This is a genomic window from Syntrophorhabdaceae bacterium, assembly GCA_028698615.1.
In the GTDB taxonomy this organism is placed as follows: Bacteria; Desulfobacterota; Syntrophorhabdia; order Syntrophorhabdales; family Syntrophorhabdaceae; genus Delta-02.
The window spans coordinates 1-25,437 of the sequence record JAQVWF010000034.1 but is presented as its reverse complement, the minus strand read 5'-3'; the positions used below and the strand labels follow the sequence as shown (position 1 = coordinate 25,437).

Sequence of the window (25,437 nt, the reverse complement as noted above, 5' to 3'; positions counted from 1 at the left end):
GTTTATTGTAAATTAGTTGATCATCAAAAGACAATGAAGACCATCTTTTTCGACAAAAAAATATTTTCCTGGTGTCTCTTTGACTTCGCCAACTCAAGCTATTCGGCGGTCATTTCGGCGGTGGTCTTCCCTGTATACTATGCGACCGTGGTGGTCGGTAACGATGCCAATGAGGGCGATGCCTGGTGGGGGAGGGCCATATCGCTGAGCATGGCCTTTGTTGCCGTCAGCTCCCCTTTTCTGGGAGGCATCTCGGACCATGCCAGGGCAAAGAAAAAATTTCTCCTTCTCTACACCATGCTGTGCGTTCTCGCAACCGCCTTCCTTGGCTTTGTGGACAAGGGCATGGCGATGGCAGGGTTTTTCCTCGTCGTCCTGGCCAATATAGGCATGGAAGGGGGCATCGTCTTTTACAATTCCTTCCTCAACGACATAGCGGATAACGAACATCAGGGCAGGGTTTCGGCCTGGGGATATGCGACGGGCTATCTCGGGTCCATCGTTTCCCTCATCCTGGCATTGTGGCTATTGAAGGCGGATCATATCACCCTCGTATGGCCCATGGTAGCTGTCTTCTTCGCGGCATTTTCCCTTCCCGCCTTCGCCTTTCTTCCCCCCGACGGAGGGAAGGGGGAGAAACTGGCAAAGGCCGCGCGGGATGGCTTTGCGACGACATGGAGCGTCCTGAAAAGGATGTGGTCGGACAGGGATCAGCGCAGGTTCCTCCTGGCCTACTTTCTCTACGAGGACGGAGTCAATACGGTCATTGTCTTTTCAAGCATCTTCGCGGCCACTACGCTCGGTTTTACATCGGAAGAACTTATCGTCCTTTATCTCGTCGTACAGATCACAGCCCTGGCCGGGGCATTCCTCATGGCAAGGCCAATAGACTACTGGGGCCCGAAAAAGGTCGTGTCCCTCTCTCTGGTGCTCTGGGTCCTTGTGACCGTCCTTGTCTATTTCATATACGGCAAGCCCTTTTTCTTTGCCGCGGCATCCCTGGCCGGCCTTGGTCTCGGCACGATCCAGGCGGCTACGCGCGCCTTCTTTGCCCAGTTCATTCCGCGGGGGGACGAGTCGAAATATTTCGGGGTTTACAGCCTTGTGGGCAAGACATCGGCGGTCGTTGGCCCCCTCATCTTCGGGACCGTATCGTCGCTGGCACGAAACCAGCGCCCGGCGGTAGCTGCAATATCAATCCTCTTCGTGACAGGCCTCATCATCCTTCAGACAGTGCGGGGAGGGGGGGAGAATGTGAAACAGTCTTCTCAATAATCTTCTTTCTTGAATTCCCTTTTGATGATGTCTTTCAGGGATGCGGTTATGTCTTTGCCTTCGTAGGCTATGCGGTAGAGTTCTTCAGTTATGGGCATGTCCACGCCGAGCTTGCCGGCCAGGTTGTAGACGGCGTTGATCGTGTAGTAGCCCTCGACGACTGTTTTCTGGGAGGCTATGATGTCGGAGGATTTCCTTCCTGAAGCCAGTTCCATACCGAAGATCCTGTTCCTGCTGAGATTTCCGTATGATGTGAGAATGAGGTCGCCCATGCCGGACAGGCCCATAAAGGTGCTCTCCCGGGCGCCAAGCACAATGCCAAGGCGTTTTATCTCGGCAAGCGCTCGCGTGGTGAAGGCGGCCTGGGTGTTCATGCCGAAATTGAGCCCGTCGATGATACCCGAGCCGATGGCCATGACATTCTTCAAGGCCCCCCCTAGCTCGACACCTGTTATGTCGTCAAGACGGTATACCCGGAAAAACTCGCTGTGGATCTCTTCCTGCAGATTGAATGAAAAGTCCATGTTCTTTGAGGCGACAACAGCGGCCGTAAAAAGGCCCCGGGCCACTTCCATGGCGAAAGAGGGGCCGGACAGGGTTGCTATGTTCTCACCGGCGGATCCTGTTATCTCCTCGATCACCTCATTCATGAGCTTCAAAGTGGGCAGCTCGATGCCTTTGGTCAGGATGAGGATCTTCTTGTTCCGGAGCTTTGCGGCGATGGGCGTCAGGGTGTTGCGAAGGGCAAAGGACGGTGTTGCCACCACAATGGTATCGGCAAAGTCTATCACCTCGTCGATGTCGCTCGTATAACCGATTGCGCTGTCGAGTTTGAATCCGGGAAGGAAGGCGGTGTTCTCCCGGCGTTCACGAAGTCCGGGCAGGAGTTCCTTTTCAAATACCCACAGGAGTATGCTTTTGCCCGTTCGGGCAAGGTGGATGGCGAAGGCTGTTCCCCATGCGCCGGCCCCGATGACGCCTATCCTCATTCGTTTCCGTCCACGATCTCGACACCCTCTATCAACTCGCCTTCTTCCACGATGGCGACGCCGCTTATAACCTCGCCTTCGCGCAGCCCCATGAGCTTGACGCCGAGGCCGCCGCGTTTCTGCACGGGTATGTTGCTTGAACGGAACCTGATGGTCCTGCCGGTGTCGGTGACAAGAATGACGTCTTCCTTCTCGCTCAGACGGTTGAGACTCACCACGCTGCCGTTCTTTGTGCCGGACCTGACGTTGATGATGCCCGAACCGCCGCGCGCCTGCAGGCGATAGTCGGAGCAGGGTGCGCATTTCCCGTAGCCTTTCTGAGTAACCGTGAAGATGGTGCAGGTCTCGTCAACCGGCTCCACAGCGACCACCTCGTCGGAGGCTTTTTTAAAGCGTATGCCGCGGACGCCGTACGCCGATCTGCCCATGGGCCGTATCTCGTTCTCGTTGAATCGTATTGCAAGGCCGAATTTAGTGCCTATCATGATCTCGCCATTTCCCATTGTCTCGAAGACGCTGATGAGGCTGTCGTCATCGGGCAGGGTGATGGCCTTTATGCCTGCAGACCTGATGTTCCTGAGGAGATCGAGGCTGAGTCTCTTCACGTGACCCTTCTTCGTCGTGAAAAAGAGGAACCTGTCTTCGGCATAGTCCTTGACGTGGGCGACCGCCGTGATGCGCTCGTTCTTCTCGAGATTAATGAGGTGGACGACGGGTTTGCCCTTTGAGGTAAGGGAAGCTTCGGGTATGGTGTGGACCCTCACCGCGTGGACCTTGCCCGTGTTGGTGAAGAAGAGTATGTTCGAGTGAGTGGATGCGATGTAGAGGTGGTCCACGAAGTCCTCTTCACGCACCACGATGCCGGTCCTTCCCTTTCCGCCCCGCATCTGATTCCTGTACTGGTCGAGGGATGTTCTCTTGATGTATCCCTTGTTGGTGATCGTTACCACGACCTCTTCCTCTTTGATCATGTCCTCGAGTGTTATCTCGGGAAAGTAATCGACGATCTCCGTAAGCCGCTTGTCGCCGTATTTGTCACGGATCTCCAGGAGCTCTTTCTTCACGATGTCGACAAGGAGGTCTTCGTTGGCCAGGACCAGCCTGAGACGGTCGATCTCGTCGGAGGTGTTCTTGTGATCGTCGAGGATCTTCGTCCGTTCCAGGGAGGTCAATTTCTGGAGGCGCATCTCGAGAATGTTCGTGGCCTGTCTTTCGGAGAAGGAGAAGCGTGCGATGAGGGCCCCCCGTGCTTCCGGAGTATTGGCCGCCGCCTTGATAATGGCGATGACCTCATCTATGTTATCGAGGGCGGTCTTCAGACCTTCCAGGAGATGGAGCCGGTCGAGCGCCTTGTTCAGTTCGAAGGTGGATCTCTTTCTGACGATGTCCTTACGGAACTCGACGAACTCGTGGAGCATCTCCTTCAGGTTGAGAAGCCTTGGTTCGTTGTCGACGATGGTAAGGAAGATGATGCCGAAGGTTGTCTGCAGCTGGGTGTGTTTATAGAGCTTGTTCAATATGGGAATCGCTATCTCACCTTTTTTGAGGTCGATGACGATCCGCATGCCCTCCCTGCTTGATTCATCCTTGATGTTGGAGATACCTTCGATCCTTTTTGTGTTGATCAATTCGACGATATTCTCGATGAGGCGCGCCTTGTTCACCTGGTAAGGTATCTCGGTGATGATTATGGACTCTCGTCCGTCTTTTTTCCTTGTTTCGATATCCGCTTTGGCGCGAAGGATGATATGTCCCCTGCCATTCCGGTAGGCTTCGACTATCCCCTGCCGGCCGTAGATGATGCCCTGGGTCGGAAAATCCGGCCCCGGTATGATGTCCATAAGCTCCGCGAGAGGGATGTCTGAATTCTCGATAAAGGCTATAAGGCCATCGATGACCTCCGTCATGTTGTGGGGCGGTATGTTCGTGGCCATGCCGACGGCTATTCCCGATGAGCCGTTTACAAGGAGATTGGGTATCCTTGATGGAAGGACAAGGGGCTCCACAATGGTTTCGTCATAATTCGGCCTGAATAAGACTGTATCCTTTTCAAGGTCTTTGAGGATCTCTTCCGCGATGCGGGAGAGGCGAACCTCTGTATAACGCATGGCGGCGGGGGAGTCGCCGTCCACGGAGCCGAAGTTACCCTGGCCGTCCACCAGGGGATAGCGAAGGGAAAATTCCTGCACCATCCTTGTGATGGCATCGTAGACCGCCTGATCGCCGTGAGGATGGAACTTGCCTATGACATCACCGACAACCCTGGCCGATTTTTTGTAGGGTTTGTCGTGGGTGTTGTTCAATTCGTACATTGCATAGAGTATTCTTCGATGAACGGGCTTCAATCCGTCCCTGATATCCGGCAGCGCCCGGCCAATAATAGTGCTCATGGCATAGTCGAGATAAGAGCGCTTCATCTCCTCTTCTATCGGGATGGTGACGACAGATGACTGCATGGTGATCCTCCGAACTGGTTCTTTAAAGTTTCGTCTAATGTAACATATTCCGGGGGGGGTGTAAATGCGGGAAACCAGCGGGGGGAAAGAAAATCGCGCAGACGCCTTCACAATTGGCGTCATCCCGATAGAGCCGCACATGCAATACCTATTTGCAAGAACCAGTTGACAATCACACGAGCATCGTGGAAAATAGTGGCAATGAAATACCTGACCGTCATCGCCGTTGGGCTGTCTCTTGCCTTGTTCCTGCCTTCCTGCGGCAAGGAGGCGAAGAACCTCAAGGAGGAACTGCGGGTCATAAAGGAAGAGAACAATTTCCTCAAGGCTGAAAATATCGCCCTCAAGAAAGAGGTCGAGGAACTGTACAGGAGATTGGAGGAAAGGGAAAAGGCCAGGACGGCACCTGGGGTGCCCGCAAAACCCGATGCGCTGAGGAAGGAAACGAAGCCCGCCGCACCGGATAAGCCCTCCGACAAGACTGAAAGTCCCGACGCGGAAAGGACAAAGAGGCCGTCATCCGATAGACCGCGATGATCCGGGGATTTCAGGTGCTTTGAACCACACGGCAGCAGGATCATCCCAAAAAATATAGATGGACCGTAAGAGGAACATATCCCTTCTCGTGGAGTACGACGGGACGAACTACCATGGCTGGCAATGTCAGCCCAATGGTGTCACCGTTGAGGAGACCTTGAAGACCGCCGTTGAAAGGATACTCGACCACCCCGTCACGATTTACAGCGCCGGGAGGACCGACGCGGGCGTGCATGCATTCGGCCAGGTTGTCAATTTCATCACCGAAAAGGGGATCGATCTCACCGGGATAGAGCGCGGATTGAACAGCATGCTGCCCTTCGATATCCGGGTAAGGTCGGCCGTGGAACGGGACCTTTCGTTCCATGCCCGTTACTCTGCCAGGAGCAAGACCTATCTCTACAGTATCCACAACGCACCCCGGCATTCCCCCTTTACGGTACGGTACTCATGGCATGTGCCTTACCCCCTCGACGGAGCGCTTATGAACACGGCGGCCCGGTCGATGGTGGGGATGCGGGATTTCGCCTCTTTCAAGAAGAAGAAGGAGCCCTATCGCAGCTGCGAAAGAGAGGTCCTCAGGGCCGCGGTGAAAAGGCGGGGTGATTTCATTTACATAATCGTCGAGGCGACGGGATTCCTGCGGTACATGGTCCGCAATATCGTGGGCACTCTCCTGCTGGTAGGGAAGGGAAGGATCTCGGTTGAGGAGTTCGAGGCGATCATCGGCGCAAAGGACCGGGACAGTGCCGGCCCCACGGCTCCTCCGCAAGGACTTTTCCTTAGAAGGATAAAGTATTAGGAAGAAGTCGCAGGTCGCACGCTTAAGACCTTCAAAGACGCAATGGGGTCTTTGCTTCTGACGCGTGACATGCCCGTTGAGCACATTTTTCGTGTGTGCTGAGGTAAGAAAACCTCTAAGTGGGAGAACGACGTGAACCAATACAGACTTGCCGCCACAGCCGCTTTTGGTCTTGAATGGATTGTTGCCCGGGAGCTGAAAGGCCTGGGATTCCGGGAGACTGTTGTCGAGAACGGTCGGGTCTCCTTTGCGGGCGGGGAAAAGGACATTGCGAAATGCAACATATGGTTGAGGACGGCCGACAGGGTTCTTATCGAGATGGCGCGGTTTTCCGCTTCCGATTTCGAGGAGCTTTTTCAGGGAGTCCTCGCCGTTCCCTGGGAGGAGATGGTGCCTTTGACCGGCGCCGTCCACGTTACGGGCAAATCGGTGCGGTCGAAACTCTCCAGCGTTCCCGCATGCCAGTCGGTAGTGAAGAAGGCCGTCATCGAGGGAATGAAAAGGAAGCATCGCGCCGGGGTCTTTAACGAAACAGGACCGCGTTTCGGCATAGAGGTATCGCTGAACAAAGACGTGGTGACGATAGACATGGACACCACGGGCCCGGGGCTCCACAAAAGGGGATACCGGACGGGTGCCGGTGAGGCCGCTATCAAAGAGACCCTCGCTGCAGGGCTCGTGTACCTGAGCCGCTGGAAACCGGGAGCCGCCCTTGCCGACCCTTTTTGCGGGTCCGGCACCATCGCCATCGAGGCGGCAATGATAGGAAGAAATATCGCTCCCGGCATTACCCGCCGGTTTGCCTCCGAGGAGTGGCCCTTCATGCCTGCGGAGATATGGGAGGATGCAAGACGGGAGGCCGCAGGCCTGGCAAACAGGGACAAGCTCCATATCCTTGCGTCCGATATCGATGAGACTGTCATCTCGAAGGCCCGGCGCAATGCCCGGCATGCGGGGGTGCTTTCAGCGATCGACCTTTCGACGCGCGATTTCAAAGATTTCCCCTTTGGCGGGGAGGGGGGGGTTGTCGTGAGCAATCCGCCCTATGGAGAGCGTTCAGGGGACAGAAGAACGGCAATAGAATTGGCCAGGGATATGGGTGCCGTCTTCACCCGCAGTCCCGCATGGTCTTTCTTCATCCTCACAGGATTCGAGGAATTCGAGAAGCACTACGGAAGACACGCCGACAGCAATCGAAAGCTCTACAACGGCAGGATAAAGTGTTATCTCTATGGGTACTTCGGGTCCGCCGGAAGCAGGTAAAGGGTAAAAGGTTTTCCGTCATACCGGCGAAGGCCGGACCACCCATCACCTCTTATCCTGCCCTATCTCCGCCGTGCAATGTGCGCACTTCGTTGCCTTTTCGGGGATAGTCGACAGGCAGTAGGGGCATTCCTTTGTGTCGGGTTCCGCCGGGACGGGTGCTTTTTTCACCCTGTTGATGTTCTTTATGAGGATGAACACAGAAAGGGCGACGACGAGGAAACTGATCAAAGTGTTGATGAAGAAGCCGTAATTTATTGTTACGGCGCCAGCCGCTTTTGCTTGAGCCAGCGTCGCGTATGGCCCCAGGGCCTTGCCCTCCTTCAAGACCGCGAAGAGATTGGTGAAATCGATATTACCCAGGAGAAGCCCGACGGGCGGCATGATGATGTCATCGACGAGGGATTTCACTATGGCCACAAAGGCGGCGCCGATGATAATGCCGACGGCCATATCGACCACGTTGCCTCGCATGATAAACTCTCGGAATTCCTTTCCCATAAATACCTCCCTGAATCCATATTGCGTGTTAAGGACATCTTACCTCATTGCCCGGCGCCTGAGGTCAAAAAGGATACCTGCTGAAGACCGTGTTTCAGACCTTCTTTATCGTGTATTTCCTCGTTCCCAACCCGATCTTCTCGGCGTGGTCAAGCTGGATGTTCCAGTCGATGTCAGGGAAGAGGGAGCGCCATTTATCCTCGCCGGAATGAAGGGTGTGCCGGATGGCGGTGCACGGCAGAGACGTCTCGTTGTTGACCATGTCGCAGGATGCGGCGTCGATGGCCACGGGATCGTCTGACGCAAGGATGCCGATGTCCCTGACTATGGGGGCGTCATTGTGGGGATAGCAGTCGCACGCCGGGCTTACCTGGACGACGAAGTTGATGAAGAGCGATCTTTTCGTCTTATCCGTCAGGGTGCCCAATGCGTATTCGATCATCTTCTTCTGGAAGGTGTCGGGGGATTCGTTCCACTCTATCTCGATGGCGTGAAAAGGACAGATGAGGGTGCATTCCCCGCATCCGATGCATTTGGTGCCGCTGATGGAGGCCTTCTTCGATGCCACCGAGATGGCCCCGGCGGGACAGTAGCCCTGGCAGAGCTTGCATCCCTTGCATTTCTTTGCATTGACCCTGGGTGAGACTGTCGAATGCTGGACCAGTTTGCCTTCCCTCGTGGCACATCCCATGCCCAGGTTCTTGAGACAACCTCCGAACCCGGAAAGCTCGTGGGCCTTGAAATGTGTCACGGCCACGAGGGCGTCGGCGTCGGCGATCTCCTTCGCTATATGTACCTCTTTCAGTATCTCTCCCTGTATGGGCACCCTTGTTCCGCTCGTGCCGCGCAGACCGTCGGCTATCACTATGGGGCACTCCACGCAGGAGTAATCGAAACCATTATGGATTGCCGTCGTGAGATGACTGACGGTGTCGCTTCGTGAACCTGTGTAGAGGGTATTGGTGTCCGTGAGGAACGGTCTGCCTCCGGCTTCTTTGACCCGTTTCGCTATGGTGCGCAAAAAAACGGGCCGCAGGTATGCCGTATTGCCCAATTCGCCGAAGTGCACTTTAATGGCGACGAGGTCGTTCTTTCTGATCCTATCGTGCGACTTCGCTGCGTTCATCAGGTCGACAAGTTTGTCGAGAAGGTTGCGATTCGGCGTCGTTCGCAGATCTGCAAAATAGACCATGCTCATCAGAAGCTCCTTTTTTATTCCCTTTACAGGGAAATTATGTTAGAAGTAAGGCAATTTTGTCAACAATTAAAGGAGGTTCACCGGATGCTAAATCTTTCTGATAAACATGGCATGATACAGAAGATCGCTGAAAAGTTGGCTAAAGAGAAAGTAGCCCCCAGGGCAAAAGAGATCGATTCCACGGGTGCGTTCCCCTGGGACCTCGTGGATATCTATAAGAAGCATGGTTTCTTATACCTCATGCTGCCCGAGAAGTTCGGCGGCCTCGATGGCGACATCACGTCGCTGTGCCTTGTCATCGAAGAACTGGCGAAGGTGTCCGGAGCGTCCTCTCTCATTCCTCTGGCGCATAACGTGGGTGTCATGCCCATCATGGTAGCCGCGAACGAGGCACAGAAGGAATACATTTACAGCAAGCTGTGCGAGCCTGACAAGTTGTATGTCGTCGCCTTTGCACTAACCGAGCCCGACGCAGGCTCCGATGCTTCCCACATGAGAACGACCGCGGTGAAGGAAGGCGACCACTACTACCTCAATGGGAAGAAATCGATGATCACCAATGGCGCAAATGCCCAGTTTTTTTCGGTCTTTGCCTCGACGAACCCGGCCAAACGGACGCAGGGCATCTCGGCCTTCTATGTTGAGAAGGACTATCCGGGCGTCATCATCGGCAAGAGCGAGGACAAGATGGGTATGATAGGCTCGGATATCACCGAGATCATATTCGACAATGTCCGTTTGGAAAAGGAAAACCTGATGGGCAAAGAGGGGCAGGGGTGGGATATCGCCATGTCGACCCTCAATCTTTCCCGTCCCGCCGTAGGGGCACAGGCAGTGGGGATCGCCCAGGGTGCCCTCGATTTTGCCGTTGAATATGCGTGGAAGAGGGTACAGTTCGGACAAAAACTGGCCGATTTCGAAGGCATCCAGTTCATGGTGGCCGACATGGCCACAGGGGTCGAGGCCGCGAGAGCCCTCGTTTATGACGCGGCGCACCTTCTTGACATGAAGGTTTACGAGAGGGACAAGATGAGCGCCATCGGTGTCGACAAGCTTTCGGCCATGGCGAAGGTCTATTCAGCCGATGTGGCAATGAAGGTCACGACGGATGCGGTGCAGATACTGGGCGGGTATGGCTACACCAAGGAATATCCGGTAGAGCGGATGATGCGCGACGCTAAGGCCACCCAGATATACGAGGGAACGAACCAGGTCCAGAGAGTTGTAATAGCACGGGATATCTTCAGGAACAGAATGGGGTGAAGAGGATCTGAAGCGCTTGAACGGGGCCTTTATCCCATCTTTTCAACGAACTCAAAGATCGGAATAGCGGATAATGTTGTAATCTCTACGGTGCCCCGGGCGCCGAGCTCGGTGGATACCCGGGCGATCGTTTCGTTGTCGGGAGCCTCTACAATATTGATGAAATCATACATGCCCAGGGTGGCGTACTGGGCAAGAACCTTGGCGCCCATCTTTTCGATCTCCTGATCGACCTCTCTGATACGCTCGGGATTGTTCTTGATCGTTTTTCTGCCTTCATAGGTCAATTTGCTCACGAGTATGTATATCGGCATGTGGTCACCCCCCCTTTTTTTCTCAAAATATTATAATAGGGCCTGTCGCAATGCAACACGTTTTTCTATGACACCGCCGCCTGCAACGATATCGTCATGGTAGAGCACCACCGACTGGCCCGGTGTGACGCCGTCCACGGGCTCCTGGAACCTTACGGACAGGGTGTCGTCCCGAAGCACGCAGGAACAGGGCTTGTCGGGCTGGCGGTAGCGCACCCTGGCCGAGATGCCCTCGTTCACAGGGTAACGAATGGAGACGGCGCCGGCCGTGAGCGCATAACTCTCAAGATCCTTTTTCGTTCCCACCACGATGGTGTTCTCGTCGGCACGGATGTCGACAACATAGAGTGCTTCTCCGTAAGGAACATTTATGCCCCGGCGCTGCCCGATAGTGAAGAGGTGCACGCCTTCATGGTACCCGAGCAATGTGCCGTCACGGAGGAATATGCGCCCCCGTTCGGGTCTGATGAAACGAGAAAGGAAATCCCCGTACCTGCCTCCGGGGATGAAACAGATGTCCTGACTTTCGGGAGACCGGGGGAGGCACAGGCCTTCCCTGCGGGCAAGACTGTGCAATCCCTCCTTCGTATACTGCCCAAGGGGAAAGACTGTTCGCTCCAGTGCCTCCTTATCGATGGAGTAAAGGAAGTAAGACTGGTCCTTGCTCGGATCGTTCCCTTTCTTGAGAAGGATATCCCCATTGCGGCGCTCCGTGGAGGCGTAATGTCCCGTTGCGATCATGTCGGCACCCATTGCGATGGCCTTCTCGTAAAAGGCGCCGAACTTTATGAAACGGTTGCAAAGAATGCAGGGATTCGGAGTAGTGCCGCGCCGGTATCCGTCTATGAACGGCTCCACGACTCTCTCCGTAAAAACATCGCTCAGGTCGATCACGTGGTGGGGCAGGGAAAGATAGCGGCAAAGATCCCGTGCGCCAGACGCGGCGGATGTCGAAGCACACCCGGCGAGATCCCACCCGTCGAAGAGGGGTCCGTCGAAGAGAGTGAAGGTCACCCCGACCACCCGGTGCCCCGCTTTCTTCAGCAAATAAGCCGCGAGAAAGCTGTCGAACCCCCCGCTCATGGCGACAAATACCGTTTCCATTAGCCATCATACCACAAACACGGAGACGGTTGAAACTTCAGCGGTATTGTAGTATCATCATCCAACAACACGGAGGTTGTATGAACAAAAAATCAAAAATCTTCTTAAGCCTGTTCCTTGTGTCCGTTTTTCTCTTCGGGATCTACGTCGGAGCCCAGGGGAAAAGGACGGCGCAGGGTGCGGAAAGCAAGGAGATATACGAATACCTGAGAACATTCTCCGACGTTATCGATCTCGTCAAACGCAATTACGTGGAGGACGTGAAGGACAAGGACATCGTTTATGCGGCGATCAAGGGGGTGCTTGAATCCCTCGATCCCCATTCATCGTTTCTTCCGCCGGATATGTACAAGGAAATGCAGACCGATACCAAGGGTGAGTTCGGGGGCATCGGCATCGAGATTACCATCAAGGACGGTTTCCCGATAGTCATCACCCCCATAGAGGATACCCCGGCGTTCAAGGCGGGCATGAAAGCGGGTGATCATATCGTAAAGATCGACGGGAAGCCGGCGAAGAACATGGGGCTCCTGGATGTGGTGAAGCTCATCAGAGGCCCGAAAGGCAAGGCCGTCACGCTGACGGTGGCCCGGGAAGGGACGCAGGGCCTGAAGGAATACACCGTGGTGCGCGATATCATCTTCGTAAAGAGCGTCAAGTTCAGGATGCTTTCCGATGAATATGGCTATATCCGGCTCGCACAGTTCCAGGAGAAGACCTCGAAGGACCTCGACAACGCCCTCAAGGAGCTTGAGAAAAGCAACAGGGGCCAGCCATTGAAAGGCCTGATCCTGGATCTCAGGAATGATCCGGGCGGACTTCTCGAACAGGCGGTCGAGGTATCGGACAAATTCCTTTCTGAAGGCGTCATTGTCTCCATAGAAGGAAGGGGCGGCAAGAAGAATCCCGATGACAGTAAAATGAAGTTCTATGCGCAGAAGAAGGGCAGGAAGTTCCTCGGTCCCATGGTCGTTCTCGTGAATGAAGGCAGCGCAAGCGCATCCGAGATCGTCGCGGGAGCCCTTCAGGATTATAAACGCGCCATCATCGTGGGGACAAAGAGTTTCGGAAAGGGTTCGGTACAGACGATATTTCCCCTCGGCGACGGCTCGGCCGTGAGGCTGACGACGGCGAAATACTATACACCGAAAGGCCGGTCGATACAGTCCGAAGGCATCGCCCCCGACATCACCGTGGAGAGCACTTTTGTGAAGTCGAAGGAAAAGGTGACCCCCATTACGGAAAAAGACCTGGAAAAGAAGAACAACAGTAAGCCTGTGGTAAAGAGACCCGAGGATTTCAGGGTCAAGAACCTTGAAGATGAGGATTTCCAGCTCTACATGGGTTTCCAGATCCTGAAGAGTTGGGAGGCGCTCAGGGGCAGGACCTCCTGACGCTTGTCACGGCAGGCAAGAACGGGTGAGATCGCCGCAGGTTTTGCCCGTTTTTTTTCCACACAGGAGTTTCATCTGGAGCTTGTTTTTACGGTAAGGTTTATTTGTTATTACGCCCGTTACGGCGTTCTTCAATCACACTCGAAGGGGAGGGTACATGAGGCCGATAGAGATCAAACCGGATATTTACTGGGTTGGGGTGATCGATTGGGCTGTCCGGGATTTTCACGGTTATGTCACACAGAACGGCACGACGTACAATAATTATCTCATCATGGATGACGAGGTCACCCTGCTGGACACCGTTAAACATGACTTCGACGCGACAGCGGTGGAGAACATCAGGCGTGTCGTCGATCCCTACCGGATCAAGAACATCGTTATAAACCACATCGAACCGGATCATGCAAGCAGCATCGCGACGATCATGGAGTACACTCCCGATGCAACGATCTTCATCACAGATAGAGGAAAGAAGGGCCTTGATCGCCATTTCGATACATCGCGGTGGAGGTTCAGGGTAGTCAAGAGCGGCGACAGCCTGAAGACGGGGAAGTATACTCTGACGTTCCTTGAAACGCCGATGCTTCACTGGCCAGATTCCATGGTGACTTATGTAAAAGAGGCCAGGCTTCTCATATCACAGGACGCCTTTGGTCAGCACATGGCCTCTGCCGCCAGGTTCGATGATGAGTTTTTTGCATGCCATTCCCAATTCGAGCTCGACGACGCCATTATGGACTATTACGCCAACATCCTCATGCCTTTCGGGAAGCTCATCCAGGCGAAGATAGAGGAGATAGTGAAACTGGGGTTGGAGATCGACATGATAGCCCCTGATCACGGCATCATATGGAGGAAGGACCCGGGCTATATCATACAGAGGTACCTCGATCTTGCGAGGGGGAAGGCCGATCTGTCTGCCGTCATCATCTATGATACCATGTGGCACTCAACGGAGCTCATGAGCGACCCCATTATGAACGGCGTCACGGACGAGGGTGTGCCGTGCAAGGTGATAAAGCTCAGGTCGACGCCGATGAGTCAGGCTATAAAGGAGTTCTGGAGGTCGCGAGGCTGTCTTATCGGCACCCCTACCATAAACAATGTCATGTTCCCGTCGATCGCCGAGTTCCTCTATCACCTTGCCGGACTGAGGCCGAAGGACAGGATCATCGGCGGGTTCGGCAGTTATGGTTGGGGAGGCGGGGCGGTCAAAGACGCCTACGCCAGATTCCAGCAGATGGGGCTTGAAATAGTCGAGCCGGGGCTTCAGGTAGTGTACAAGCCGTCCGCGGAAGACATGGATAAGTGTTATGAGTTCGGTCGGGCGTTCGCCAGGCGCCTGAAGGAGTATCACGAGAAGTTCCAGGAAGTCTCATGATATTTGTGTTCATAAAAAGACGGAGGAAACATGTCAAAAAGTGAAAAGAACCTCGAAGAAGCATTTGCCGGCGAGTCGCAGGCCAACAGGAAATACCTCGCTTTCGCGAAGAAGGCCGACGATGAAGGTTTCAAACAGGTAGCGAAACTTTTCAGGGCGGCAGCGGAGGCCGAGACCATTCATGCCCACAATCATCTCAGAGAACTCAAGGGCATAAAGAGCACCAAAGAGAACCTTATGGAAGCCATCGGCGGGGAGACTCACGAGTTCAGATCCATGTATCCGGCAATGATCGAAGAGGCGAAGGCGGAAGGGAACGCGGGCGCCGTGAGGACCTTTCAGTTCGCGAACGACGTTGAAATTGTCCATGCCGGGCTCTATCAGAAGGCACTCGACACACTCGGCAAGAACGAAGATGCGGATTACTGGGTCTGCAAGGTGTGCGGCAATACCGTGGAAGGCGAGCCGCCCGATGAATGCCCTGTGTGCAAGGCCAGGAAGATGGCTTTTTACAAGGTGGCCTGATATCTATATGTTAGACGACGCGCCGGGAAGCATTGGTGGGCGTTCCCGGTGTGCTTCTCGCGGGGGAATATGTGCGACTTCTTGTAATCAATGGCAGTCCGAGAGTAGGGGGCAATACGGACCTCCTCGTTGCGTCGGCCTTGAAAGATATCGACCGGCACTCCCACCGGGTCGATATCTTCCGGCTCAATGATATGGACATAAGACCCTGTCAGAACTGCGGGGGGTGTACCGATACCGGGGTGTGTGTCCTTGAGGACAGGATGCAGCAGATCTATCCTTCCCTGAGGAAAGCGGACAGGATCATCCTTGCGTCCCCGATCTATTTCCTTGGATTGTCGGCCCAGACGAAGACCATGATCGACCGTTGCCAGCCCCTGTGGTGCGAGAAATACATCCATAATATGCCGCTCCATGGAACCATGCACCGCAAGGGCCTTCTCATACTCGTCGGCGGCATGAAGAAACAGATAGGCGCCGATTGTTCGGCCGCGACGGCCACGGCGTTTTTTCGGAGCGTAAGCGTCGAAGAGCACAAGACCCTGACCTACCTGGGCATAGACTCAAGGGGCGCCATCCTTTCGCACCCAACGGCCCTTGAGGACGTCTCCGAGGCTGCAAGGAACCTGACGGCCCATTAGAGGGGACAGGACAATAGGATCCGTTGAAGGTGTAACCTGTGTGTCCGGGCCGTACCGTACTTTTTTACCCTTTACTCTTTATTACTCGCATAGTATAAACAAACGGAAAATGAAAGGTTTGCGATCATGAGTGAAGAACTGTTTCCCGTGACGGCTCTTGATGAGGGACAGGAGGCGACGGTGCGCCTTCTCTCTGGAGGCGAGGCCCTGACGGGGCGTCTCTCGGCAATGGGAATCATTCCGGGGACGAGGATCAAGCTTCTCAGGAAGAGCCGGGGGCAGATCATTGTCCTTGCGTCTGATACCCGTGTCGCTCTCGGCAAGGGCCAGGCAGAGAAGATACTCGTCAAGAGGGAAAGGTTCTACGAAGGACAGAACCTGCCCGAGCCGGGGCGGAGCCTTCTCGTTGCCCTGGCGGGACAGCCGAACGTGGGCAAAACGACGGTCTTCAACCTTCTGACCGGTCTTTCGCAGCACATCGGTAACTGGCCGGGAAAGACGGTGGAGCGCAAGGAAGGCGTGCACAGGGCAAAGGACACGGAGATCAGGTTTGTGGACCTGCCCGGGACGTACAGTCTCAGCGCCTATTCCGAGGAGGAGAGGGTAACGCGGGAGTTTCTCATCCACGAGCACCCCGATATAACGGTCCTCTTCGTAAACGCATCCGCGCTGGAAAGAAGCCTCTATCTCCTGACGGAGCTTCTCCTGTTAAGGTCACCCGTCATCGTGGCCGTCAACATGCTCGATGTCGCCGAGGCCCAGGGGGTAAGGATAGACACGGGGGCGATTCACGCATCCCTCGGTCTGCCCGTGGTCTCAACGGTGGCGACGAAAAACAGGGGTATCAAGGAACTCCTTGATGAGATCCTGAAGATCGCCGAAAGCACCGAGGGATACAACCCCAAGATCCCCCGGGTGACGGAGGACCACCGCGATATATATCTGAGGATATCCGAACTTGTCAGGGAACATGTTCCCTTGCCCTATACAGTCGAATGGGTGGTGACGAAGCTGATGGAAGGCGATTCCGAGGTCACCGAATCCTTTCACGGGATCGTCCCCGGTCATATCTGGAACGAGATACAGACATTGCTTGTCGAGCACGAAGATGCCCTGCGGGCCGTCGTGGGCGGACGGTACGATTGGATAGAGGAGGCGACACGGGCCGCAGTGTCGAGGTTCAAGCGCGGACAGGTCCTGATGACGGACCGCATAGACCATGTCCTGACACGGCCCTCGACGGGCATACCGGTTCTCCTCGCCATCCTTGCGATCGTTTTCCTCGTCACTTTCGCTGTGGGGTACCCGCTTCAGGGTTACCTGGAATCCACGGTCCGTTCCCTGGGTTCGGCTGTGGAGGGGGCGCTCGCGAGCGAGCCGCAGTGGATAAAGGGGCTTCTCGTTACCGGGATCATAGGCGGGGCAGGCTCCGTCCTCACGTTCGTCCCCATCCTATTTATATTCTTCTTTGCCATGTCTTTTCTGGAGAACGTGGGATACATGGCCAGGGCCGCGTTTGTCATGGATAGGTTCATGCATATTATCGGCCTGCACGGGAAGAGCTTTCTGCCCATGTGCCTGGGATTCGGATGCAACGTGGCATCCGTTCTCGGTGCACGGATAGTGGAGTCTAGAAAAGCCAGGCTCCTCACCATATTCCTCACCCCTCTCGTCCCCTGCACGGGACGGCTCGCTGTGATAACCTTCGTTACTGCGGCCGTCTTCGCCGGCAAGGCGCTTCTCGTCACGTGGCTCCTTGTGACCCTCAATGTGATCATGCTCGGCGTGGCGGGAATGCTCATCAGCCGCTTCCTTCTTCGTGAAGAACCGGTGCCTTTCATAATGGAACTTCCCCTTTATCACAAACCGGATTTCAGAACGATCGGGGTAGTGGTATGGCACCGTACCGTGGCATTCGTCAAAAAGGCTGGAACGGTAATCCTCCTTTTCTCCATTTTTCTGTGGATCATTTCCAACGTGCCCACGGGGGGTATCGAGAACAGTATCCTCGGAAAGGCAGGGGTGCTCCTCGAACCCATAGGAAAACCTCTGGGCCTCGACTGGCGTATGGTGGTGGCCCTTCTTTCCAGCGTTATTGCCAAGGAGAATTCCGTCGCCACGCTGGGAATCCTCTACAATGTCGGGGACCAGGGCCTGCTGGCGGTCCTGTCCAGCACGATCCCCCATGCGTCGGCGATCTCCTTCCTCGTGGTCCTCATGCTTTTCATACCCTGTGCTCCTACCATTGTCGTTATGAAGCAGGAGATGGCTGACAGGAAGTGGTTCATCATATCATTCGTTTTCATGCTTCTCCTGTCCTATGCAATGGGAATGGCGGCCTACGGCCTCGCCAGGGCGGCAGGAATATAGAGTTGACATTGTTTGGAATCCATGATCACTTCTCTTCTTCTCACTCTCATTGTTATTCCCGCAGCCTGCGACGTCCTTGATGAGACGAAAGAGAGAGTTTTTCTCAAATATGAGCCATGACCAATTCAGGAAAACGTAAGGACACAACATGAGTATGTTTTTTATAGCTTTCTTCACCCTTTACGCCGCTCTTCATGCGTACATCTTCATTAAGGCACGGTACGCCTTTCGGTTCCGCCCGCTGACGGGTTGCGTTATCGCTTTCCTCCTCTTCCTCGGTCTCTTTATGCCCATGATCGTCCGCTCCCTTGAACAGGGAGGGCTGGAGTCCATCGCGCGGGCCCTTGCATATGCAGGCTATATCTGGATGAGCACCGTTTTCATCTTCTTCGTGATATCCCTTGCCATCGATATCGGCAGATTCTTCCTCATCATCGCTTCGTCCGTCTTCAAAATGAGCCTCCCGTCAGTCCTTCGGTCGGGTCTTTTCCTTTTTCTGGTACCCCTTGCGGCCTCCATTTCGATCGTGTCCTACGGGTATCATGAGGCCCTGACCATCCGGACGGAGAGGGTGGGCATCGAAACGACCAGGCTCCCTCCGGGCGTTGAAAAACTGACGATAGTGCAGATTTCCGATGTTCATCTTGGACTTGTATGCAGGGAAGACAGGCTGAGGAGGGTCGTGAAGGCCATAGAGGAGGCGAATCCCGACATGGTAGTATCAACGGGCGACCTCGTTGACGGGCAGATCAACAACATCAGCGGCCTGTCCGATATGCTCAGGCAGATAAGGCCGCGATACGGAAAATATGCCATCATGGGGAACCATGAGTTCTATGCGGGCGTTGGGGTTTCGGAGGATTTTACGAGGAAAGCGGGGTTTAGAATGCTGCGCCAGGAGGCGATCACCATCGATGGGGTCATGAACCTGGCAGGTGTCGACGATGGGGGACACCGGTCGGGAGGCTTCGTTTCCTCCCGGGAGAGGCCGCTCCTCGAGGCATTGCCCCGGCATCTATTCACCGTCTTCCTGAAACACCGGCCCTTCGTCGAAGGTTCGTCTCTCGGGCTTTTCGACATCCAGTTGTCCGGTCACACCCATGGCGGGCAGATATATCCCTTCAAATATGTGACCCAGATATCATTCCCAATGGTGGCGGGCCTCTATTTGCTGGAGAAGAATTCCATGCTTTACGTCAGCAGGGGGACCGGAACATGGGGCCCGCCGATACGGTTCCTCGCACCGCCCGAGGTCACGGTGATCGAGGTGACAAGGAAGAAATAGCGTTCCAGGTCCTGAGTTCTATTCAGCCAGGAGCCTTGAATGTCGAGGATGGATCAGTCTTTTCATTCTTTACGTTTTTCTGTTTTTCCTTTAATCTATCTGTCATGGATAGCACAGACAATACATTCAAATCAACGGCGCTTGAGATCAATCTCGAGAGAACAAAAGCAACCGTCGAGATACCCGAAAAGTACCGGGTACTCATGGGTATCATGGAAGGGCATTATGGTATCCTCAGGCGGCTTGAGGACCTTCTTGTTGAGCTGAACCATCCCTTCGTCAATTGGGAATATGTCCTGACGCGGCTCAAGGGGCTTTCGATCGGCGATTTTTACGATTTCAATCGCCACGACGAGGGTTTGGAGGGACTGCGGCTTCTTTCCGATATATACATAAGCACCATTTCCACCGCCAGGGACGAACGCGTCCAGGACAGCGCCGTCCGGTATCTCTTCGAGTTCATCAATACGGTGATCGGTAAGAGTCAGGAGAAGCTGGAAAGGAATATGTACCTTATCTCCCTTATCTTTTCATCGCTCCTTGAATTTGCCCGGAAAGGAGAGCATCCCTTCCTCAGGAAATCCTCGACATACCTCAAGGTAACGGTGGGCCTTCTTCGGGAGCAGAATCGCGCCATCGATTTCCAGGTTCTCAGGGACCTTCTCTACATCATGTTCCGGGAGACGTACGATTTCTGGACGACCCAGCCGGATCCGTCAGGGTGGTATGTCTCCGACGGTGATGATGGATCGGCCCTGGCGGAGTTCCACAGGCTTGTAGCTCCCTTGAGCCACGGTTATATGGGGGAGCTTCTCGACCGGCTCGATGCCCTTCACAGCGAAACAGCGGCCTCGTCGGACAGGGGCATCTGGGACTATCTCGATATGCCCGACTATTTCCAGATAACCAACGGGTATCTCCTCGTCGCCGATGACCTGGAGCGGTCCGAGGTCTTTGCGGGCAGAAGTTTTCTCGTCAAGCTCGATTTCCTCTTTCACGCACTGAATGTCCCGGGCCTCATCGACATCCACGCCTCGGGCCTCATCGAGATCAACAGATGCCTGGGAAAGGTCTTTCAACAGACAAAGGATCAGGACCTCCAGGAATTTGTGAGAAGGGTTTTCACCTCCATGAGGAGGACCATCGGCCGCAGCCAGTTCCAGTCGAAGATAATCGACTGCATCACGACCCTTGCAAAGGGTGTCTTCGACCAGAACAATCACCCGCTGGTCGATTCCTTCATCGAGGAACTGATCGGTTTTGGATTCCAGTATCCCGATATCGAAGGCTCCACCTCCGATTGGCAGATAAGGGCCAACCCGTCACACATCGAGAATATCAGATCCTGGCTCAGGATAGTCGCCTTCCGGCCAAGATGGACGAAGAGGCTTCTGTCCGCTCTCGTCATAAACCTGAACCTGCAAGGCGTCTTCGTCAAGGACACCGATCTCTTTCAGAAGGAGATCTCGGCGTTCCTGAACTCGGGCATCACCCCCTCCTACAATCTGGTGAAACAGCTTCTTCGGCTTTTCCCCATCTTTTTTACGGAGATAGGCGCAGAAGGCGAGCTCAGGGAGACATCAACCAATGTCGACGAACTCTCGGCCCGCAATGACAAGCTTATATTCTTCCTCAGGAAACAGTCGCACGTGGAAAGCAACAGCCTTCTCGTCCCTTTTACGGAAGACATCTTCCGGTACTGGGCCACGGGAGAGAAGGCCTATATAAAACCCCATCTTCCCCAGGAGGTCTTCGACCAGGTCCGGAATGAAGGCGAGTTCTTCGATGAACTTCACATCACCTTCAAGAACCTTCTCATCCGCGCAAAGGAAGACCCCAGGAATTTTCTCGAATGGGACGCGTCAAGGATCACAAAGGAGGTAAAGGGCATACGCAGGATCAGTGACAGGGAGCGAGAGAGGGCGCGACTCATGCTCCGGTACTACCAGCTCATATACAAAAAGTATAACCATCAGCACATCGACCTCCTGCGGGACCTTGAGATATCGTGCATTGTGGAGATCCCGAGGATTCGTTCGCTGAAAAGGGCCCTGAAGAAGAAGGATCACTATGCGGCGCTTAACGTAACGCTGGACATGCTGTCAGGTCTCAAGGAGAGGATCCTCTCGCCCATCAAGACGGATTACTTCGAGAACATCTACCACAAGAGGCATATAGCGGCCGGCATACCATCCATGTATGGAACATACCGCGAAGAAAAGTTTGAGGCCATGGGGCTCACTTTTCGCCTTGAGAGCCTCGCCACCGTGCTCTTTGACAAACTCATCCAGTCGCTTAATCTCAAGTTCATAACAAAGAGCACCCTTATGAGAATCCACGAATACCTGTGGCTCTACGTAAAGGCCCTGGATGTGGACGGCGTGGCGACGGAAGGTCTTGTGTCGAAGATGAGATACATCACGGCGGCCCTGCAGATACGGCAGTTCTCCATCGATCAGTATATAGACATATTCCAGTTCATCTCGAAGCAGATACAAGACATCATCCGGGACTACTACATCGATTCCCACACGATGAACCTGCCCGTCATCATCGGCCAGATCATGTCCTCACAGGGCCGCGGGGACGGCGAGGCGGAACAATCCCTGCAGGAGGCGGTTTACCGCCAGTCGGAGAATTTTATCCGTTCCATCATAGGTTCCGCTTTTGGGCTCCAGGTCTTCGATAATTTCATAAACTCCATCATCAGGGCCCTGGGACAGGAAGTGGAGAAGTTCAAGGACAACAAACAGATCCTGAACCTTGTCATGGCCTACATCCCGGAGCTGACCATCTCTCCCATCTACAAGAAGAGAAAGGAGATCGACAACCAGATCCTCATAGGGAACAAGGGATATTTTCTGAAAGAGATGGCGTCTCTGGGTTTTCCCGTACCGTCCGGTTTCATCATCACGACGGAGGTCTTCCGTGGGTACGAGGCCGTCATCGGGTACAAGTATATCTTCAAGGACCTCAGCTCCCGCATCTTCAGCGAGATCCAGGCCCTGGAACACGCGACGGGGAAGAAGTTCGGCAACCCGCGGAACCCTCTTTTGCTGTCCGTCCGCAGCGGCGCCACCATTTCCCTGCCGGGCATGATGCACTCCTTTCTGAACGTGGGACTCAACGAAACGATAGCCGATGGACTGAGCAGGTTCCCGGAATACCGCTGGGCCGCCTGGGATTCGTACCGGAGGTTCCTGCAGACCTGGGGAATGTTCCAGGGTCTGGAGAGGAACATTTTCGATGAGGTCATGAACAGCTACAAAGCCCGGTACGGGGTCTCCAAGAAGATCGAGTTCGAGCCCGACCAGATGAGACAGCTCGCTCTTTCATACAAGAAGGCCATGGAGGACCGGGGCATCATCATCAGCAACGATCCTCACAAGCAGCTCCAGGAAGCCATCATGCTGGTCTTCGGTTCGTGGTATTCCCAGCAGGCACGTATATACCGCCATCAGATGCATGTGTCCGACGAGTGGGGCACCGCAGTCATCGTCCAGGCGATGGTCTTCGGTAACCTCAACGAGAACTCCGGGTCGGGCGTCATATTCACGCGCGATCCCCGGGGATCGTCACAGAATGTCGTTCTCTACGGCGATTTCATATTCGGCGTCCAGGGTGACGACATAGTCTCCGGCCTCGTGGAGACGTACCCCATATCGGAGAAGCAAAGGGTTTCAGAGATGAGACCGTCAGTGATCTCGCTTCAAAAACGATTTCCCGACATATACGGAGAGCTGGTGCGGATCGCCGAGTTTCTCGTATATGAAAAGCGGTTCAATCATCAGGAGATTGAATTCACTTTCGAAACGGCAACACCGAAGGGCCTCTATATCCTTCAGACGCGCGACATGGTCCAGCGGGGAGCGGGAAAGGTCCTCTCATTCAAGGACAGTCCCGAGCTTGAGAGATCGCAGCTCGGTATCGGGATAGGGGTGAGCGGGGGGGCGCTTGCCGGCCGCGTTGTCTATTCTGAGGAAGAGATAGAACACTATCGCCGCAAAGACGACAAGGAGCCCCTTATCCTCATCAGGCCCGACACCGTGCCCGACGATGTGGGTATCATCCTTAAGGTGGAAGGCATCCTCACGGCCCGGGGGGGCGGCACCTCTCACGCCGCTGTCACCATCCCCCAGCTCAACAAGGTGGGAGTTGTTGGTTTCAGCAAGCTCCATGTTTATGAGAACGAGGCCTACAGCATCTGTGAGGAAAAGGTCATCAAGGGCGGGGATTTCATCAGCATAGACGGCTGGACCGGCGCCGTCTACGTCGGCAAGCACGAGATAGAAAAAGAGGAATCCTACAAGATAACGCTCTAGAAGAAGGTTTCAAGTTTCAGGGGTCAAGACAAGGCGGAAGTCCTGTGACCTGACCCGTGCATTCCTCGAGTAAGTTTCACCGCCATATCGCTCGGCATCACAAACTCTGCTGGAATACAACAAAGTGGCTCCAGACATTACCATCCGGAGCCACTGCGTCCTTTTTCTGAAGCCTGAAACGAGCCGTTAGGCCATGCTTTTATGCACGTATACGGCGAGGTCACCCATTCTGTTGGTATAGCTGCCGTATTCGTTATCATACCATCCAAAGATCTTTGCATGGACGACGGGGACTCGTATGTTGCCCTGAGGCGCTGCCTTCACAAGTTCTTCTGGCACGTTGGGGATGCCGGCGACATCGACATCGATAAAAGCGGTTCTCGTGTGGTTGAACTGACCTTCGATGACGATGGCTGCATCCATACCAATGAGATCCGTGGAGACGTTCTGTTCCATTGTGAAGATGACGAGGTGTTCCGGGTCGCTGTCCGCGGCCTTCTGGTAGATATCGTTGAGCATCTTGGTGGTAACGGATTCCTTCCGACCTTCCTTACCCGCGCGGGTCTGGAAGGTAAGGTTAAGGACGATGAGTGATTCCGTATTGGTCGGGACCCGTATGGAATCGGCCATGAACCCGATGTCCTTCACCTCCGGTATGACCTGAATGAGAGCCGCCGCGGCGTTCGTGGAGGTGAGTATGATGTTGTTGAGGGTACTGCGGTTTTTCCTCAGGTCCTTTTCTCCCGCTTTCGGGGTCTTGTCGAGGATGCTCTGGGTATTGGTAACGGCATGAATCGTCGACATCGAGGCCGTGAGGATCTTGCTCGTGGCCGCGTTGTTGAGAAGGGGCTTTATCATGTGGGCAAGACCCGTTGTGGTACAGGATGCCGCGGATACTATCTTGTGCTTTTTATAGTCGAAGGCGGTGTGGTTGATGCCATAGATAAGGGTGACGCAATCATCGGGGGTAGGCAAAGCCTTGTTCTTGATCTTAAATGCCGATGAATTGATGACCGCTCTGGCACCGCTTGCAAGGTGTCCTTTTAGGGATCCGCCCTTGTCGTCAGCGGGAACGGTCGGGTCTTGAAATTTACCGGTGCACTCGACGACGAGGTCCACAGAATGGTCGCGCCATGCTATCTCGGCGGGGTTGCGGTTTTCCCTGAGAATGGTGACCGGGATGCCGTCAATGAGGAGCTTTCCCTTCTTCTCGTCCACGATCTCGATGATCCTCTTTGATTTGATCCCATAGAGGAAACGATGGATGCTGCCATACGTCGCATCCTTCTCGATGATCTGGGCGATTGCGGGGATGCCGTTGCCTACGTCACGACCGAGGTTGATAACGATCTCCTGAAAGTATTTCCGACCGACGTGATGCCACAGCGTCAGCTTTCCTATCCTTCCAAGGCTGTTAATCCCAAGAACGGGGCGTTTGTTTTCGAAGACTTCAACTTTACCCATGGTAATACCTCCTGTGTGTAGTGCGGAACCTGAGTGATGTGGGGTTTATGTTCATTGTACGAAAGGGTTCTCCTTTCTGAAGCGAGAAGCATGCATTGAGTGACCGAAAATAAGTGAAAGGCTTACATGCCTCTTTGGAACTCCAAATATATCAGAATTTTACGGCCAAGTCAACGGAAGTTGGCGTTGATATTGTTCTTTCAGCAAGCAATCGCGGGGGCTGAGAGATGGTTTTTATTGAAAAGAGATCGATAAACGTTTATAATCAGTCACCTTGCCCCCGTAGCTCAGGTGGATAGAGCAATGGATTCCTAATCCATGTGCCGCATGTTCGAGTCATGCCGGGGGCA

General features: G+C 54.4%; 19 protein-coding genes and 1 tRNA gene. 13 read left to right on the top strand and 7 right to left on the bottom strand.

From position 1 onward, the window contains the following. On the top strand, positions 1 to 1,275 hold a 1,275-nt coding region (locus PHC90_10915; GenBank protein ID MDD3846855.1), incomplete at its 5' end, for an MFS transporter. On the opposite strand, the gene PHC90_10910 is transcribed toward PHC90_10915, so the two are convergent. Both PHC90_10910 and gyrA read right to left on the bottom strand, forming a co-directional pair. Then, positions 1,269 to 2,264 carry an NAD(P)-dependent glycerol-3-phosphate dehydrogenase gene (locus tag PHC90_10910; protein ID MDD3846854.1) on the bottom strand — a complete coding sequence of 332 codons (996 nt, stop codon included), beginning with the start codon at positions 2,262 to 2,264 and terminating at the stop codon, positions 1,269 to 1,271. The genes PHC90_10915 and PHC90_10910 overlap by 7 nt on opposite strands. Continuing rightward, positions 2,261 to 4,720, bottom strand: a complete 2,460-nt coding sequence (gene gyrA, locus PHC90_10905; protein ID MDD3846853.1) for a DNA gyrase subunit A — start codon at positions 4,718 to 4,720, stop codon at positions 2,261 to 2,263. The genes PHC90_10910 and gyrA overlap by 4 nt, the downstream gene beginning before the upstream one ends. A 165-nt stretch (positions 4,721 to 4,885) precedes the next feature. Between gyrA and PHC90_10900 the strand changes: the two genes are divergently transcribed. The 3 genes from PHC90_10900 to PHC90_10890 all read left to right on the top strand — a co-directional run bounded on the left by PHC90_10900 (position 4,886) and on the right by PHC90_10890 (position 7,322). Next, positions 4,886 to 5,257, top strand: a complete 372-nt coding sequence (locus tag PHC90_10900) for a hypothetical protein (GenBank protein ID MDD3846852.1) — start codon at positions 4,886 to 4,888, stop codon at positions 5,255 to 5,257. A gap of 58 nt (positions 5,258 to 5,315) precedes the next feature. Then, a complete protein-coding gene (truA, locus tag PHC90_10895; GenBank protein MDD3846851.1) occupies positions 5,316 to 6,059 on the top strand; it encodes a tRNA pseudouridine(38-40) synthase TruA in 744 nt (247 codons plus the stop codon). A 132-nt stretch (positions 6,060 to 6,191) separates the two neighbouring features. Further along, entirely contained in the window at positions 6,192 to 7,322 is a 1,131-nt protein-coding gene (locus PHC90_10890; protein ID MDD3846850.1) for a class I SAM-dependent RNA methyltransferase, read from the top strand. Positions 7,323 to 7,367: 45 nt separating this feature from the next. Here PHC90_10890 and mscL read toward each other — a convergent pair whose 3' ends face one another. Beyond that, complete coding sequence (mscL, locus tag PHC90_10885; GenBank protein ID MDD3846849.1) at positions 7,368 to 7,823, bottom strand: large-conductance mechanosensitive channel protein MscL; 456 nt, start codon at positions 7,821 to 7,823, stop codon at positions 7,368 to 7,370. 94 nt (positions 7,824 to 7,917) lie between these two features. Beyond that, complete coding sequence (locus PHC90_10880) at positions 7,918 to 9,021, bottom strand: DUF362 domain-containing protein (GenBank protein ID MDD3846848.1); 1,104 nt, start codon at positions 9,019 to 9,021, stop codon at positions 7,918 to 7,920. 84 nt (positions 9,022 to 9,105) lie between these two features. Here PHC90_10880 and PHC90_10875 point away from each other — a divergent pair, with 84 nt between their 5' ends. After that, a complete protein-coding gene (locus tag PHC90_10875; protein ID MDD3846847.1) occupies positions 9,106 to 10,284 on the top strand; it encodes an acyl-CoA dehydrogenase family protein in 1,179 nt (392 codons plus the stop codon). A gap of 29 nt (positions 10,285 to 10,313) precedes the next feature. Here the strand turns inward: PHC90_10875 and PHC90_10870 are convergent, their stop codons facing one another. Both PHC90_10870 and mnmA read right to left on the bottom strand, forming a co-directional pair. Further along, positions 10,314 to 10,598 carry a GYD domain-containing protein gene (locus PHC90_10870; GenBank protein MDD3846846.1) on the bottom strand — a complete coding sequence of 95 codons (285 nt, stop codon included), beginning with the start codon at positions 10,596 to 10,598 and terminating at the stop codon, positions 10,314 to 10,316. A gap of 30 nt (positions 10,599 to 10,628) precedes the next feature. Then, positions 10,629 to 11,702 (bottom strand): tRNA 2-thiouridine(34) synthase MnmA, encoded by a 1,074-nt coding sequence (gene mnmA, locus PHC90_10865; protein MDD3846845.1) that lies wholly within the window; start codon positions 11,700 to 11,702, stop codon positions 10,629 to 10,631. Between the two features lie 80 nt (positions 11,703 to 11,782). Between mnmA and PHC90_10860 the strand changes: the two genes are divergently transcribed. The 7 genes from PHC90_10860 to PHC90_10830 all read left to right on the top strand — a co-directional run bounded on the left by PHC90_10860 (position 11,783) and on the right by PHC90_10830 (position 23,623). Beyond that, positions 11,783 to 13,096, top strand: a complete 1,314-nt coding sequence (locus tag PHC90_10860) for a S41 family peptidase (protein ID MDD3846844.1) — start codon at positions 11,783 to 11,785, stop codon at positions 13,094 to 13,096. 157 nt (positions 13,097 to 13,253) lie between these two features. Beyond that, positions 13,254 to 14,480, top strand: a complete 1,227-nt coding sequence (locus tag PHC90_10855) for an FprA family A-type flavoprotein (GenBank protein ID MDD3846843.1) — start codon at positions 13,254 to 13,256, stop codon at positions 14,478 to 14,480. Between the two features lie 30 nt (positions 14,481 to 14,510). After that, positions 14,511 to 15,005 carry a rubrerythrin family protein gene (locus PHC90_10850; protein ID MDD3846842.1) on the top strand — a complete coding sequence of 165 codons (495 nt, stop codon included), beginning with the start codon at positions 14,511 to 14,513 and terminating at the stop codon, positions 15,003 to 15,005. Positions 15,006 to 15,076: 71 nt separating this feature from the next. Continuing rightward, the gene (locus tag PHC90_10845) at positions 15,077 to 15,646 is read left to right on the top strand and encodes a flavodoxin family protein (protein MDD3846841.1); all 570 of its coding nucleotides are present in this window, start codon (positions 15,077 to 15,079) and stop codon (positions 15,644 to 15,646) included. A gap of 126 nt (positions 15,647 to 15,772) precedes the next feature. Then, positions 15,773 to 18,016, top strand: coding sequence for a ferrous iron transport protein B (feoB, locus tag PHC90_10840; GenBank protein MDD3846840.1), 2,244 nt, complete (start codon positions 15,773 to 15,775; stop codon positions 18,014 to 18,016). A gap of 148 nt (positions 18,017 to 18,164) precedes the next feature. Then, positions 18,165 to 19,301: a metallophosphoesterase gene (locus PHC90_10835; protein MDD3846839.1), complete on the top strand. Its 1,137-nt coding sequence runs from the start codon at positions 18,165 to 18,167 to the stop codon at positions 19,299 to 19,301. Positions 19,302 to 19,405: 104 nt separating this feature from the next. Continuing rightward, positions 19,406 to 23,623: a PEP/pyruvate-binding domain-containing protein gene (locus PHC90_10830; protein MDD3846838.1), complete on the top strand. Its 4,218-nt coding sequence runs from the start codon at positions 19,406 to 19,408 to the stop codon at positions 23,621 to 23,623. A 186-nt stretch (positions 23,624 to 23,809) separates the two neighbouring features. Here the strand turns inward: PHC90_10830 and PHC90_10825 are convergent, their stop codons facing one another. Continuing rightward, on the bottom strand, positions 23,810 to 25,087 hold the full coding sequence (locus tag PHC90_10825) for a glyceraldehyde 3-phosphate dehydrogenase NAD-binding domain-containing protein (GenBank protein ID MDD3846837.1): 1,278 nt from the start codon (positions 25,085 to 25,087) through the stop codon (positions 23,810 to 23,812). A 276-nt stretch (positions 25,088 to 25,363) separates the two neighbouring features. Between PHC90_10825 and PHC90_10820 the strand changes: the two genes are divergently transcribed. Beyond that, a tRNA-Arg gene (locus PHC90_10820) sits at positions 25,364 to 25,437 on the top strand.

What these genes read in the sequence shown, in the direction of transcription:
- PHC90_10910 (MDD3846854.1), bottom strand. Translation starts at nt 2,264, where the DNA reads ATGAGGATAGGCGTCATCGGGGCCGGCGCATGGGGAACAGCCTTCGCC.
- gyrA (MDD3846853.1), bottom strand. Translation starts at nt 4,720, where the DNA reads ATGCAGTCATCTGTCGTCACCATCCCGATAGAAGAGGAGATGAAGCGC.
- truA (MDD3846851.1), top strand. Translation starts at nt 5,316, where the DNA reads ATGGACCGTAAGAGGAACATATCCCTTCTCGTGGAGTACGACGGGACG.
- mscL (MDD3846849.1), bottom strand. Translation starts at nt 7,823, where the DNA reads ATGGGAAAGGAATTCCGAGAGTTTATCATGCGAGGCAACGTGGTCGAT.
- PHC90_10880 (MDD3846848.1), bottom strand. Translation starts at nt 9,021, where the DNA reads ATGAGCATGGTCTATTTTGCAGATCTGCGAACGACGCCGAATCGCAAC.
- PHC90_10875 (MDD3846847.1), top strand. Translation starts at nt 9,106, where the DNA reads ATGCTAAATCTTTCTGATAAACATGGCATGATACAGAAGATCGCTGAA.
- PHC90_10870 (MDD3846846.1), bottom strand. Translation starts at nt 10,598, where the DNA reads ATGCCGATATACATACTCGTGAGCAAATTGACCTATGAAGGCAGAAAA.
- mnmA (MDD3846845.1), bottom strand. Translation starts at nt 11,702, where the DNA reads ATGGAAACGGTATTTGTCGCCATGAGCGGGGGGTTCGACAGCTTTCTC.
- PHC90_10860 (MDD3846844.1), top strand. Translation starts at nt 11,783, where the DNA reads ATGAACAAAAAATCAAAAATCTTCTTAAGCCTGTTCCTTGTGTCCGTT.
- PHC90_10855 (MDD3846843.1), top strand. Translation starts at nt 13,254, where the DNA reads ATGAGGCCGATAGAGATCAAACCGGATATTTACTGGGTTGGGGTGATC.
- PHC90_10850 (MDD3846842.1), top strand. Translation starts at nt 14,511, where the DNA reads ATGTCAAAAAGTGAAAAGAACCTCGAAGAAGCATTTGCCGGCGAGTCG.
- feoB (MDD3846840.1), top strand. Translation starts at nt 15,773, where the DNA reads ATGAGTGAAGAACTGTTTCCCGTGACGGCTCTTGATGAGGGACAGGAG.
- PHC90_10835 (MDD3846839.1), top strand. Translation starts at nt 18,165, where the DNA reads ATGAGTATGTTTTTTATAGCTTTCTTCACCCTTTACGCCGCTCTTCAT.
- PHC90_10830 (MDD3846838.1), top strand. Translation starts at nt 19,406, where the DNA reads ATGGATAGCACAGACAATACATTCAAATCAACGGCGCTTGAGATCAAT.
- PHC90_10825 (MDD3846837.1), bottom strand. Translation starts at nt 25,087, where the DNA reads ATGGGTAAAGTTGAAGTCTTCGAAAACAAACGCCCCGTTCTTGGGATT.